This window comes from Streptomyces sp. MBT65 (assembly GCF_016612545.1).
Classification (GTDB): Bacteria; Actinomycetota; Actinomycetes; order Streptomycetales; family Streptomycetaceae; genus Streptomyces.
Genome location: NZ_JAENRY010000056.1, coordinates 21,953 through 34,635, shown reverse-complemented (window position 1 = coordinate 34,635; position 12,683 = coordinate 21,953). Strand labels below are relative to the sequence as shown.

12 protein-coding genes and 1 pseudogene are annotated in these 12,683 nt (G+C 68.9%); 4 read left to right on the top strand and 9 right to left on the bottom strand.

Features of this window, described 5'->3' with window-relative positions; all coding sequences use genetic code 11:
• Window positions 1-309 (bottom strand): annotated as a pseudogene (locus JHN63_RS15260) (ATPase, T2SS/T4P/T4SS family); the annotation flags it as partial.
• Between the two features lie 27 nt (window positions 310-336).
• Here JHN63_RS15260 and JHN63_RS15255 point away from each other — a divergent pair.
• Both JHN63_RS15255 and JHN63_RS54670 read left to right on the top strand, forming a co-directional pair.
• Window positions 337-1,869, top strand: coding sequence for a recombinase family protein (locus tag JHN63_RS15255; RefSeq protein ID WP_234476891.1), 1,533 nt, complete (start codon window positions 337-339; stop codon window positions 1,867-1,869).
• A 577-nt stretch (window positions 1,870-2,446) separates the two neighbouring features.
• Window positions 2,447-2,578, top strand: coding sequence for a helix-turn-helix transcriptional regulator (locus JHN63_RS54670; RefSeq protein ID WP_200681484.1), 132 nt, complete (start codon window positions 2,447-2,449; stop codon window positions 2,576-2,578).
• Here the strand turns inward: JHN63_RS54670 and JHN63_RS15245 are convergent.
• On the bottom strand, window positions 2,558-3,088 hold the full coding sequence (locus JHN63_RS15245; protein ID WP_200681506.1) for a hypothetical protein: 531 nt from the start codon (window positions 3,086-3,088) through the stop codon (window positions 2,558-2,560). The two genes, JHN63_RS54670 and JHN63_RS15245, sit on opposite strands and share 21 nt — an antisense overlap.
• On the bottom strand, window positions 3,085-3,396 hold the full coding sequence (locus tag JHN63_RS15240; RefSeq protein ID WP_200681478.1) for a DUF6415 family natural product biosynthesis protein: 312 nt from the start codon (window positions 3,394-3,396) through the stop codon (window positions 3,085-3,087). Before JHN63_RS15240 ends, JHN63_RS15245 begins: the two co-directional genes overlap by 4 nt.
• A gap of 223 nt (window positions 3,397-3,619) precedes the next feature.
• On the opposite strand from JHN63_RS15240, the gene JHN63_RS15235 reads away from it, so the two are divergent.
• A complete protein-coding gene (locus JHN63_RS15235) occupies window positions 3,620-4,864 on the top strand; it encodes a Twin-arginine translocation pathway signal (protein WP_200681471.1) in 1,245 nt (414 codons plus the stop codon).
• A gap of 18 nt (window positions 4,865-4,882) precedes the next feature.
• The gene (locus tag JHN63_RS15230) at window positions 4,883-5,188 is read left to right on the top strand and encodes a 4a-hydroxytetrahydrobiopterin dehydratase (RefSeq protein ID WP_200681464.1); all 306 of its coding nucleotides are present in this window, start codon (window positions 4,883-4,885) and stop codon (window positions 5,186-5,188) included.
• Window positions 5,189-5,246: 58 nt separating this feature from the next.
• Here the strand turns inward: JHN63_RS15230 and JHN63_RS15225 are convergent, their stop codons facing one another.
• The 6 genes from JHN63_RS15225 to JHN63_RS15200 form a co-directional block, all read right to left on the bottom strand.
• Window positions 5,247-5,537 carry a hypothetical protein gene (locus JHN63_RS15225; protein ID WP_200680811.1) on the bottom strand — a complete coding sequence of 97 codons (291 nt, stop codon included), beginning with the start codon at window positions 5,535-5,537 and terminating at the stop codon, window positions 5,247-5,249.
• On the bottom strand, window positions 5,534-5,719 hold the full coding sequence (locus JHN63_RS15220) for a hypothetical protein (RefSeq protein WP_200680809.1): 186 nt from the start codon (window positions 5,717-5,719) through the stop codon (window positions 5,534-5,536). Before JHN63_RS15220 ends, JHN63_RS15225 begins: the two co-directional genes overlap by 4 nt.
• Window positions 5,720-5,727: 8 nt before the next feature.
• Window positions 5,728-6,543: an N-acetylmuramoyl-L-alanine amidase gene (locus JHN63_RS15215; RefSeq protein WP_200680807.1), complete on the bottom strand. Its 816-nt coding sequence runs from the start codon at window positions 6,541-6,543 to the stop codon at window positions 5,728-5,730.
• 68 nt (window positions 6,544-6,611) lie between these two features.
• Window positions 6,612-7,115 (bottom strand): hypothetical protein, encoded by a 504-nt coding sequence (locus tag JHN63_RS15210; RefSeq protein WP_200680792.1) that lies wholly within the window; start codon window positions 7,113-7,115, stop codon window positions 6,612-6,614.
• Window positions 7,116-7,124: 9 nt separating this feature from the next.
• The gene (locus JHN63_RS15205; RefSeq protein WP_200680785.1) at window positions 7,125-10,322 is read right to left on the bottom strand and encodes a hypothetical protein; all 3,198 of its coding nucleotides are present in this window, start codon (window positions 10,320-10,322) and stop codon (window positions 7,125-7,127) included.
• 3 nt (window positions 10,323-10,325) lie between these two features.
• On the bottom strand, window positions 10,326-12,584 hold the full coding sequence (locus JHN63_RS15200; RefSeq protein ID WP_200680783.1) for a phage tail tape measure protein: 2,259 nt from the start codon (window positions 12,582-12,584) through the stop codon (window positions 10,326-10,328).
• Window positions 12,585-12,683: the final 99 nt, after the last annotated feature.

Below are 12,683 nucleotides of genomic sequence, written 5' to 3'. Positions count from 1 at the left end.
CTCCCACCCCCGCTCGTACGCGAACGCCTCCGCACCCCACCGCAACGCCGGCACCGTCCGCACCAACCCGGACGGGTCCCGCTCCAGGACATGGACCTCGGCGATCCGTCGCCGCCCGGCCCGGTCCCGTGCGAGGTGCAGGACCACCGACAGCGCGGCCGCCAACTGGCTGTGCAGCGCGGCCCGATCGAGGCCGGCGGCCGTACCCAGGGCCTCCAGACGGGCGGGGACATCGGCCGCCGCATTCGCGTGGACGGTCCCGCAGCCGCCCTCGTGGCCCGTGTTGAGCGCGGCGAGCAGGTGGATCAATGTCTAGTACGCACCTACACTTCGAACATGACGCAGAAGCCGAAGCGGGCCGCCGTGTACTGCCGACTCTCGTACGCGCCGGACGGGTCCGTGGAGAAGGTCGAGCGCCAGGAGGCGGATTGCCGCGAGCTGGCCGGCCGGATGGGCTGGGCCATCTCGGAACAGCACGTGTTCGTCGACAACAGCCGATCGGCCTGGCAGCGGAACCGGAAGCGGCCGAGGTGGGACGCGATGCTGGCGGCCGTCGAGGCGGGCGAGGTCGACGGCATCGTCGTGTATCACGGCGACCGGATGATCAGGCAGCCATTCGACCTTGAGAAGCTGATCGGCATCGCTGAGGGCAAGCGCCTGCGGATCTCGTCGCCGTCCGGTACGCGGAACCTGGACAGCCCGGATGACCGGTTCATCCTGCGCATCGAAGCGGCCCAGGCATGCCGGTCGTCGGATGACACCAGCCGCCGCGTACAACGGGGCGTCAAGTCGCGTATCGCCAAGGGCCTGCCGGGGACAGCAGGCGGGAAACGGCCCTACGGGTGGGGCATGCAGACCGGCACCCGAGTGGTGATCGACAAGGAGACAGGCGAGGAGCGCCTGGCCCCAGTCATCGACACCACACTGCCGGTCCCGACGGAGATCTCGTTCATCCAGCGAGGCATCGAACGGCAGCTGGCAGGCGCGGATCAGGCGGCCGTCATCCGGTGGCTGAACAAGTCCGGATCCCGCACGACCGAGGGCAACGAGTGGACACCGAAGTCCTGGCGGAACGTGGTCCTGGCGCCGCGCGTGGCAGGCCTGATCGAGTACGAGGGTCAGTTGCATGAGGCGGCCTGGGACGGGGCGGTGTCCATCGAGGTGTGGGAAGCCGTCAAGGCGCTGTACTCGGCGAGCGCCAAGGAGAACCCGTACCAGGGCCGTGAGCGCACGCGCCTGCTCACGGGGATCGGGGAGTGCTACCGGTGCCACAGCGGGCCGCAGAGCGCCGCGTGCGAGAGTGCGGACTGCCCAGAACCTCATTGCACGGTCCGATCGAAACCGACGGGCGGCCGCAACCGGAAGGGCTCGCGGATCTACTACTGCCCGTCCTGTCGGGGTGTGGGCCGCAACATGGCCCTGCTGGACGCCTACGTAGACGGCCGGGTGCTGAAGCTGCTGTCGAGCGATGACTTCAAGAAGGAGCTGCACGCGGCCACGGAGGCCGTCGGCGGTGCGCAGCTACTGACGGAGATCACCGCGCTGGAGCAACGACGGACCAAGGTCCGTGCCGACCTGGAGAATCTGGCCGACCACCCGGGCGTCGATCCGACGTTGGCAGTTCTGTCGGTGGCGTCGTTCGACCGGAAGATCCAAGAGTTGCGCTCGCGGCTTGCAGTGCCGGCGAAGCTGAGGAGGCTGACCACGCTGGCGGGCATCGGGCGCGAGGAGTGGGGCGCTCAGCCGATCGATGTGCGGGCGACGGTCGTGAGGGACTTGTTCCGGGTGGTCATCCTGCCGACGTCGCGGCGTGGTCCGGGATTCGATACGTCGAGTGTCCGCCTCGAACGGCGTCCACTTGAGGAGTGACCTCGGCATGGCGGGCGGGGTGAGGGATCGAGCCACGCACTAACCGGAAGGAGGAACGTTTTCCCTCGACGGTCTCGGCCTCCTGATGCTGCGATCTCGCGACTTCCGTAGCGGCGCTAAGCGCGTCCAGCATGCGACCACGATGCTCCGGCTCAGGCTCTCCCAAGGCCACGGAGAGGGCGACCTCTATCACGTCGAGGCGGTCCCCAAGGCGTTGCAGCTGATCCATGAAAATCTTCCCCCCACAAGCGCTAAACCGGACGTTATTTAATGGTCGGCAATTATGCCATTGCAATATGCACACGTCTATTGAAATGGCTCGAAAAGGCCTGCACAGCCTGGGACTTGAGGCGGGCTGGACGACAGGACGACAGCGCTGGGCATCATCACCAGCACCAGCCATATCAAGATCACAAAAAGCTGAATCTATTCAGCTGACTCGCAGTCAAGCTGGTCACAGCGTTTGTCGATTGGCCCATGACCTGCCCGAAGACGACGACTGGATCCGCGCCCGCCAGCAATAGGTCGGGAGCGAATCCAGGACGAACTCATACGGCAGAACCTGACGCAGGAGGCCGTGTTCCTCGCTGCGGGCCTTGAGCACCGTACGCTGCAGGCCATCGAAGCGGGCACCGCGAACCCGGCTCTGGGCACGCTCCTGCCTCTGGCCTATGTGCTCGACGTGTCTCTAGGCGACCTCGTCCGCTGAGCGCGCGCGCCCTGCGGCCGCCGCCTCGGGCCTATGGCAGGGGCCGGTATGGCTGTAGCGCAGGCTGAACAAGATGGTCTCGACGTACGGCCGGAGCCTGCGCGACGTGAGCGCGAGAGGACACCCGCACGCGCAGAAGACTCTCCCCTTTTTGCCGGTGGCCGCGTAGGCGATTTGGTGCGCGAGGGCCGGACTCCAGCCGTCCGGGCACCACGCGGTGCGGCACGACTCGCAGTCCAGCACGTGCCGCCTCCAGACCAGATAGGCGCTCACGTACGTGAGTCGCGTCTGTCTGCATTCGGTACACCCGTGGGGCCGCCAGCCGCGGGCGCCCCCGAGAGGCGCAAGGGCCACGTCCTCACCACCGACCTTGCCGCACCACACGCACACCTCCCCGTGGTTCTGCTGCCACGTCAGATAGACGGCACTGGGGACTTCCTGGATCAACAGCCGCGCCACGTCGGGGCCGTACGGCTCGCCGCCGATCAGCAGGACGTCGGCCCCGGTCACGTCGTGCCGCCGAGGTTTTCGTAGTGGTCGCACAGTGCGAGCACGATGCGAGCAAGACGCTTGACTCGCCTCACCTCGCCGACAAGCCCAACGGCTTCGATCTCGTCTTTGCGTCGCCGAGCCTCGTCGATGACGACGCGCGCCACATTCGACGGGACGTCGTCCTTCGGCTGCCGGGCAATGAGTTCCTCGACGGCCGGGATCAGCCGAATCACATACCCCCGGTACAGGTGTGCGAACTTCTGCACGGTTTCCCAGCGCGGGAGTTGGGCGTCCCCACCAACCATCTCCGCAACGGCGACCCGCATGTCCGCGATGTTCGGAGGTGCGGCAGCCTCCGATTCGTTGATGTGTCGGGCACCATCCGGCTCCCCCACTTCGGGGAGTTCTGTCGCATTCTGTGCACGTTGCCTAGTCACACGGCGATGATGTGCGGGCACGGAGAAGCGGAACTAGGCCGCGCCGTGGCCATCCGTGGCCACGTTGCGGCCATGGCCGGGGACGGGCGCGATGACACTCCAGACTGGACGCATGGGCCGCAACGATGCCTTGAGAGCCGCGCGGCTCCGGGCTGGCTGGCGCACCATCGAACAGGCCGCGGCCAAGCTGACCGAGTACGGGCAACGCCTCCTCGACGATCACCAGTTCACCGTGTCCGCACGCACCTGGCGACGGTGGGAGGGCGACCGCCCCGGTTGGCCGGCGGAAGAGACCGCGATCGTCATCCATGACGCGCTCGGTCGGTGGCCTGAAGATCTCGGATTCACCACCCCGCCCGGCTGGATCCGCCCCGAGCACCACGAAGAGGCTGATGTGAAGCGCCGAGCGTTTGTCTCCGTCACCGCCGCCGCGCTCGTCGCCGGACCGGTCGCACCGCAGCAAGTTGACCCCGCCCTGATCGACTACTTCCAGAAGCAGTTGGAAGGCCACTACGTGGCTGACATGTACCTCGGCCCTCACGACCTGATCGGAACGGTGTCGGCGCAGTACCAGCTGATCGACAAGCTCGTGCGGTCCGCGAAGGGCGAGACGAGGCGAGGCCTGCTCCGTGCCGGGGCCGCATATGCCGCCCTGGTTGGCTGGCTGTACCAGGACGCCGGCGACATGGACGGGGCCAGCTTCTGGCGCGGTGTGACGCAGGAGATCGCGATGCGATCCCGGGACCCGCACCTGATCGGCTACTCGCTGGTCAACCAGGCACAGGTGCGCACCGACTTGGGCGACGGCCACGCCGTCATCGACCTGTGTGAGGCGGCCCTCGACGACGCCGGGCGTCTGGTGCCGAAGGTACGGATCATGGCCATGCAGCAGCAGGCCCACGGGGCGAGCCTCACCGGTGACCGCGGCGCCGTCGACCAGCTCATAGACCAGGCCGACGGACTCCTCGGCCGGGTCGACGACGACTTGCCATGGGGCAACGCCTGCCGCCGTACACCCGGATACCTCGAAGTCCAGCGCGCCACCTGCTACGGACGCCTCGGCCTCGGTGCCGAGGCCGTGTCACTGTGGGAACAAGTCCTCGACATCGTCCCCGAGACTGCTCGCCGAGACCGCGGTGTCTACATGGCCCGGCACGCCACGGCGGCGGCAGGGGCAGGCGAGCCGGACCAGGCCCTGGAGATTGCCCGGCAGGTCGCCGACATCGCGATAGAGACCCGCTCAGCGCGCATGCGGCGGGAGCTGGCGACCCTTCAACGAGCAATGCGGCCGTGGCAGGATGCCCCGGTCGGCCGGGACCTCGTCGGAGTCCTGGCGCCCGTGACCGAGGAGAGCTGACGCGTGACAGACGCACCGGTGCCGCTGACCGAGGATGAGATCGTGATCGCGCTGGAAAGCGTGCCAGGGTGGCGCCGCGAGGGAGACGAGATCACCCGCGCGTACGGCATCCGCTATCACGGCGGCGTAGCGATGATCGTGCACGTCGCCGACGTCGAACGGCTCATCAGCCACCACGCGGACATCGATCTGCGGTGGGGGAAGGTTCGGTTTGGGATCACCACCCACGACGCCGGACACAAACTGACCGAGGCGGACTTCGACCTCGCGCGCCGTATCGACGCCATCGCTCAGGCCCACGGCGCGGAGCCGCTCGACGGCTGAGCGCACGCGGAATGCCCCCTGCACGGCCCGTGGTGGGCCGTGCAGGGGGCATCGTGGTTCAGCGGGCGAGTAGTGCCATGACGCCGGCGGCCGCGCCGACAATTCCGGTCAGCGCGCCGATCGCGGCGAGCGGCCATCGGGCCCGCTTCAGGGACTCGACGTCGGCGCGCAACTCGCCGAGGTCTTTCTCGGTGTCCGCGCGGAGCTGTTGAAGGTCCCGTTCGTTGCGGTCGGACCGCTCGACGAGGACGGACAGTGAACCCTTGACCTCGGCGAAGCCGGTCGACACCGTGCCGCGGAGCCGCTCCAGTTCTACGGCGACGGTGGCCGAGGCCTCGGGGACGGTCACTGCCGGCTCGCTGTGGGGCGGTTGGGCACCGCGTAGGTGATGCCCCAGGCGCCGAGGACGGCGAGCACGATGGTGACGCCCTCCCCGGTGGTGAGGTTGCCGTCTTGGACGGCGGTGACCGCCGCGGTGGCGCCGGCCGCGAGTCCGGCGACGATGGACTTGGCGATGCTGGAGATCTTCATGGGTGTCCTCACTTCGCAGGGAGCTTGAGCTTCTGGCCGGGCGTGATCGCGTCGGCGTCCTTGAGGCCGTTGAGGTCGGCGATCTCCTTCCATCGGTTGCCGTCGCCGAGTTTGCTGGCCGCGATCGACCAGAGGGTGTCGCCCTTGACGACCGTGTACGCGGTGGCCGTGCCGGGCGACCATGACGCCGGGTGCTTGAGCCGCTCGTCGACATCGGTCCGCAGCTGCGCCATGGTGAGAGAGAACTTGCCGCGCGTGCCGTAGCCCTCGACGGGGCCGCGGGGGTCGACCTTGCCCTCGACCGAGGTCTCCAGGTGCCCGGCGACCGATCCGGCGCCCCAGTCGTGGTGGCGGCAGATCGCCGCGTTGTAGCGGACCAGGGCGTCGTACTGGGCGCGGGTGTAGGCGTCCTTCTGGTCGCCGAGGTTCTCGACCTCGATGCCGTAGAGGCAGTCGTTGCCGTCGACGGTGGTCGCCTTGTTCTGCTTGGGCAGCTTTCGCTCCGCGATGATCGCGTCAATGACGTTCGCCGCGGCCAGGCCCGCATGGTTGGCGCGGTGGCAGGAGACGAGCGTGACCGTGCCGGTCTTGGCGAGGTGGGAGTGCGCGAGCGGTGCGGGCAGGTCCGGGCGGCCGTCGACGGCGATGGACTTCAGGCTGTTCGTGGCGACGGTGTGGTGGTTGAGGACGCCGTGGACGGGGCCGAAGGGCTTGCCCGTGGCGGCGTCGCGTCCTCTGGTGGTCCAGCCGTCGTACTCGGTGACCTTCACGCCCTCGGCCTTGAGGGCGGCCCGCCACTGAGCGGGGGTCATAGGTGTGGCCATGGGTGCTCCAGACGTGAGAAAGCCCCGGGCCGATGGGCTCGGGGCTGGCGGGTGGCGGGGATGCGGGGTCAGGAGAACGTCGCGATGCCGGGGTAGTCGGCGGCCTCGCCGATGTCCCACACGGTCAGCAGTCCGGGGGTTCCGGCGGTGCCGGCCATCATGAACGTCGCCGTACTGCCGGTGTCCCAGGACGCGGTCAGGTAGACGGTGTCGGTGATCGCGGCGGCGGGAGTGGCGATGGTGGCCACGCTGACCGCTGTGTTGCGGCTGGCCGTGGCGCGGTTGGCGACCACGACGTCCTGCACGTTGCGGATAAGCGCCCCGGAGCCACGCCGAAACCGCAGGTAGAGCAGGTCGTAGATCGACACGGTGCCGTGCTGGGCGAGGCCGCTGAACTCGAACCGGTAGGCCCTGCCGACCTCGAAGACCGCGCTGGGCGTGGTGACGATCGTGACCTCGGTGGTGGAGGTGATGTTGCTGCTGTTCGCGGTCAGGGCCGCGTTCGCGACGACGAAGCGGCTTGAGTATTTGAGCCGGTCGGCGGTGATCCTCATCCCGGCGTACCAGGCCATTGGTGCCTCCTATGCGGCGTAGCTGGGATGGGCCAGGGCTACGCCGTCGCCCGTGCTGTGGGTCTTGACGACGCCGTTGGTGCTGCGGATGACCGTGAGGGTCTGGGTGAGGGTCGTGCCGGTGCAGTAGATGACCCGCATGACCTCGCCTCCCACCTCGATGTCGAAGGGGAAGTCGGTCGGGTAAAGGGCGAACGGGACCCAGGGGCACACTCCCGTGGTCAGGACGGAGAGTGAGGTCTGTGTGGTGGTGAGGTCCGCCGTCAGGTGGCATCCGCCGGTGTCCGCGCGGGCCACGGCGTCCAGGGCCGGAGTGAGGACGAAGAGCAGGTCGTCGATGTTGACGGCGTCCTCGCCGGACGCGGACGAGTTGTCCTTCGTGTAGGTGAAGGCGACGGCCGCCTTGCCGGTGACGCCCACGGTGAGCGGTGTCCAGTCGGTCTCGCCCTGGGCGAGGAGGACCTGGACGCCGTCGACGGTGACCGTGAGCCGGTCGCCGAGGAATCCGGGGCCTGATGCTTCGGACGAGGTCCGGTACCAGAACGTCAGCGACACGGCGCCGGCCGGGACGGTGACGGTGGCCACGCTCGTCTGGTTGTTGCTGATCGCCCCGGACCGCAGCGACCAGGCGCCGGTGTTGAAGTGCACGCCGGTCCTCGTCCAGGGCAGCGTGCCGCCGTTGGTGATCGTGACCGCGTAGGTGGTGTCCTCGAAGTCCTCGTACACCACAGTCGCCCGGGCGGTGGTGCGGGCGTTCCACGGCTCCCCGGGCACGCACACGAAGCCGCGGGACCAGTCCTGCGGTCCCTCGGCGTCCTGGATGCCCACGACGATCAGATCGACGTATCCGGCCCCGTAGTCGGCGGGGAGGTTCGCGATGCGGATCAGGTCGCCGACGTCGACCGCGTAGATCTTGTCGATCATCGCGTAGACCCGCGGGTTGGCCAGGGACAGTGAGACCAGCGGGTAGCGCATCTCGTCGACGGTGGCGAGCTGCACGCGCCGGTAGGCCTGCGAGGGCAGCGCGGTGTCGGAGTACACGGACACGTCCGTCGAGGTGTCGTACAGGCCGATGTCCGCCACCGAGTTGACGCCGGTGTCCAGGGTGAAGGTGTACTCGCTCCCGTCGATGCGCCGGACGGTCCACTCGTTGAAGGCCTGCTTGTCGTCGTCCTTGGGGGTGATGGCGTCGATCAGGCCGGCGGTCCAGTCGAGGACGAGGGCGGGCTGTTGGCCCCACATGGTGGAGGCGCCCCGGTAGGCGAGGCCCAGGCCGTCGGGGCGTTCGGTGAGGATCCCGCCGTCGGTGGTCTCCACCTCCCGCAGCAGGTCGAGGAACTTGCCGCTCTTCTGGGCGCCCATGTAGGGCTGGGTGGTCGTGTCGATGCCGGCCGCGCCTGCCACGTTCTGCTCGCGGCACAGCCGGTTGAAGCGGGCGCGGGCACCCTCGCCGCGCCAGCCCAGGGCCGCGTTGGCGGTCTGGGAGTAGGCGGCCAGGTCACTGGCGAGGGTGATGTGCCCCAGCGCCACCCCGGTCAGCGCGCCGCCGGCGGCGGCCACGATCCGGGTGACTCGACCGAAGGTCCTCGAGGAGATCGTGCCCGATGCGGAGGCGCCCGGGATCGTGTCGTTGACGCTGGTCGCCCCGGTGTAGTTCTCCACGCGCAGCGTCCAGTCGACGTCGGCCCCGTCCTGGGTGGCTTCCAGCACGACGGCGATCAGCTCGCCGTTCGTGTTGAAGTCGACCCGGGTGCCCAGCAGGGTGGTGCCGCCGCCGTCCCTCACGTTGATGGTCAGGTCGCCATCGGTCTCCAGGAGCAGCTCCCACACGGCGGCGGTGCCGGTGGTGGTGAGCCGCAGGAGGTTGGCCTGTGCGCCGACCCCGCCGGAGGGGACGGCGACCCAGGCGCGCAGTGCGGTGGCGCCGGTGACGGTGTAGGCGGCCACGTTCGCGGTGAACGTGGCGGTGGCCATGTCCGGCAGGGCGTCGGATCCGGCGAGGCCGCTGTAGGTGCCGAAGCTGGGCACGCCGGTGCCGGAGATCGCCATGGGGTCCTGGCCGAGCCCGGAGGACACGACCGTGGAACCGGAGACCTCCTCGCACGACCAGTACGCGACGATGCCCGACCTGCCCGGGTTGGTCATTTCCCTGAACAGCGGGCTCCTCAGCACCTTGTTGCCCGAGCCGAGCCGCTGCATGATGCCGGCCGGTGTGGTGGCCATCCGCCGCTCACGGCCGGACTTGTCCACGGCGGGGTTCCAGGAGGGGATCTCGCCGTGGAACAGCCGCTGCTTGTTGGTCAGCGAGCACGCGCCGTTCAGGGTCCAGGTGAGTCCCTTGGAGTCGGTGAAGGAGGCGGCCCCGACGGTCGCAGTGGACGCGTCCAGGTCGGCCTTGAGTGTGGAGCCGCTGTACATCCGGAAGCGGAACAGGCGCCCGTCGAGGCAGTTCCAGCCGCCGGCCTGCCCGCGGCCCACCCACAAGTCCTGACTGGCCGGGTTGAACACGGCGGTGGTGCCGGCGGTGACGATGGGCGTCCCGAGCATCTGCCAGTACTCCTCGGGGGCGTCGATGCTCTTGGCGGTGTAGAAGGACAGGGTGTTGCCGCCGGCGCCGTTGTCGACGTCCAGGACGATGCGCAGGGCGAGCCGCTGCCCTGGCATCGCCGGAATCGGCGCGGTGGCCAGGAAGCCGAAGTTGGTCGTGCCGTCCGGCGACCACACCAGGAACGGCCTCCCGTCCCGGCCGCTGCCGGAGTTCAGGCCGGCGATCCACGACCAGCTGCCGGAGGCACCCCAGCGGGCCCCGAAGGACTGGTTGGGGTTGGGGTCGTCGAACGAGAGCTCCCAGCGCAGTTCGAGATCCCCGGTGATATTCAGGGCGGCGGACGACGGGGTGGACAGGTAGGAGCCGCTCACCCCGGTGCCCTCGCACAGGACCCACGGGGCGCCCGCGGTGACCCCGTAGCGGACGGGGGTGTTGAGTCCCACGTCCCCGAACAGGGTGCTGTTGGGGTTGCGGCGGGAGTACTTGGCGCCCGTGTTGATCAGGGGGAGGTTGCCCTGGGCGGGGCCGGCGGAGTCCCGCTCGCTGCTGCGGCCGCGGGTGACGGTGACGGCCGCCTCGGTGGAGACGTCGTTGGTGATCGACGTCCAGGCGCCGTTCAGGTAGAGGTCGGCCCACAGCGGCGGAGGCAGGGAAGGCACCGGTCACCTCCCTTCGTTGAGGTTGGCGACGTCTCCGCCGTACTGGATGCGGATGCGTTCCTTGAGCCAGTCCATGAACGGCTCGCGGCCCTCGAAGACGATCCGGACCTCGGGACGGCGGCCGCCGGCGGTGATGATCGGGGCGGCCTGCGCCGAGCGCCCCGCCGCGGTGGTCATGGCCTGCTGTCCGCCGGCGGCCGTCGTGCCGACTGCGTCGGCGAGCGCGGCCTGGGCGAGAGAGGCCCGGTCCTGGATGCCCTCGGCGAAGGCGGTCATCACGCTCTGCCCCGAGTAGAGGGTCCAGCCCTTGCCGGAGAACGGGCCTTCCTTCGCCGGGGAGAACGGGAGCAGGTTGCGTGCCCTGGAGAGCATGTTGTGCACGGCGTCGGCGGGCGCGCTGGCCAGCGAGCGGATGCCGTTGACGAACCCGGAGACCAGGGAGCGGCCGCTGTTGTAGAGGTAACTGCCCAGGTTGCCCAGGGCGTTGCGGGCGCGGGCGGGTATACCGCGTACCCAGTCGATGGCCGAGGTGCCGCGGCTGACGACCGCGTTCTTGAAGCTGTTGAAGGCGGAGGAGCCGGCCGAGGACAGGCGGCCGCCGAACCCTGCCAGGGCGTCGATGGTGCGCCCGGGCAGTCCGCGCACCCAGTTGACCATGGAGGTGGCGACGCGGACGGTGCCGTTCTTGATGGACGTCCAGTGGTTGATGATCAGCCCGGGGAGCGTCCAGTTCAGGAAGAAGCTGACGAGCATGCCGGGGATCGACTGGACGAAGCCGGTGACCGCATGCCAGACGGCGACCGTGCCGTTCTTGATGGCGTCCCAGTGGCCGAGGATCAGCCCGACCAGGGTGAAGTTCATGAACAGCTTGACCAGCAGGTCCCAGCCCATCTTGATCATGCCGACGGCCCAGTTCCAGGCCACCGACACGTAGTGCGACATGGCCGCCCACGCGTCCTGGAAGAAGCGGGTCTTGGTCGCCACCAGCACGATGACGGCGATCAGGGCGATGATCGCGATCACGATCCACGTCATCGGGTTGGCGAGCAGGGCCGCCGTGCTGGCCCAGATCTCGGCGTTCCACACGGTCTGTGCGGCCGAGGCGATCGCCGTGTAGGTGGCGTACACCTTCTGCGCGACGGACACCGCGAGGACGGCCACGGCGACGCCGGCGAGGATCCCGGCGAGCGGCTTGAACAGGGCCTGGTTCTTCATCGCGAAGTCGATGAAGTGGCCGGCCGCCTGGGTGGTCGCCATCGTCACGGTGCGCTGGAAGGACTCCAGCGCGGCCTTGGGGTTGTCGCCCACGGTCTTGGCCATCCGGTCGGCGGCGCCCCCCACCTGACCGAGGGCCTGCACCGCGTGCGCGGGGTCGAGGGACGCCAGGGCCTTTTGCATGTCCTCGCTCTGGGTCCCGAAGATGGCCGCCGCGACCGAGGCCTTCTTCGAGTCGTCGGGGTACTTGCGCAGCGCGTCGAGGGTGGCCTGGAGTGCGGCGGTGGCCTTGGGGCCGCCCTCGGCGACGTCGGCCGCCATCTGTTTGGCGTTCAGGCCCAGGGCCTGGAATCCGGCCGGCGCGGTGCTCGTCAGGTCCCGGGCCCGCAGGTTGAATTCCTTCAGCGAGTCGGCGACGAGGTCGGCGTCCCGTGCGCCGCCCTTGAGGCCCTGGGAGAGCAGGCCGGTAGCCATCTGCCCGTTCAGGCCCAGCGAGTGGAACTGCACGCCGTACTCGTTGAGGGTGTCGAGGAAGTCGCCCGACTTGTCGATGCCCTTCTGGAAGCCGACCGTGATGATGTCCATCGCCTCGTCGACGTTGCCCGCCAGCCCGGTCTTGAGCATCTGTCCGGCGGCCGCGGTGATCCCGGCCGACTCCTGGTCGAACGTGTCGCGCAGGGCGATCACCTTCGTGGTGACGCCCTCCAGCCCGCCCTCGGCCTGCGAGGTGTCACCGATGTTCTGGTACACGCCGCGGATGGATTCGTTGACGTCCTCGGTGGACTCGCCCCACGCGTTCTTGTAGACGTTCGCCGAGACCTTGGCGAGCTTGGTGGCCTCGGCCTGGCCGACGCCCAGCTGTGCGGCCAGCTTGTCGTTGGCGGCGTCGACGTCGAGGGACGAGACGAGCGAGGCCCCCATGCCCACGCCCAGGGCCGCGCCGATCGCCGTACCGGCCGAGGAGAACTTCTCCTTCAGCGAGCCGAGTTCCTCGCTGGTCTGGTCGCGGGCCACCAGGTTGAACACGAGAGAGGTGTCCGAGGACACAGCGGATCACCTCCCCGATGTTCAGTTGTCGTCTCAGCCGCGGGCCTTGGCCTTGGCCTCGGCGTCGTCGAGCTGCTGTTTGTAGTCGTCCAGCCAGTC

Coding starts and splice junctions, on each gene's coding strand:
- JHN63_RS15255 (WP_234476891.1), top strand. CDS start 337: ATGACGCAGAAGCCGAAGCGGGCCGCCGTGTACTGCCGACTCTCGTAC.
- JHN63_RS15240 (WP_200681478.1), bottom strand. CDS start 3,396: ATGCGGGTCGCCGTTGCGGAGATGGTTGGTGGGGACGCCCAACTCCCG.
- JHN63_RS15235 (WP_200681471.1), top strand. CDS start 3,620: ATGGGCCGCAACGATGCCTTGAGAGCCGCGCGGCTCCGGGCTGGCTGG.
- JHN63_RS15220 (WP_200680809.1), bottom strand. CDS start 5,719: ATGAAGATCTCCAGCATCGCCAAGTCCATCGTCGCCGGACTCGCGGCC.
- JHN63_RS15215 (WP_200680807.1), bottom strand. CDS start 6,543: ATGGCCACACCTATGACCCCCGCTCAGTGGCGGGCCGCCCTCAAGGCC.
- JHN63_RS15210 (WP_200680792.1), bottom strand. CDS start 7,115: ATGGCCTGGTACGCCGGGATGAGGATCACCGCCGACCGGCTCAAATAC.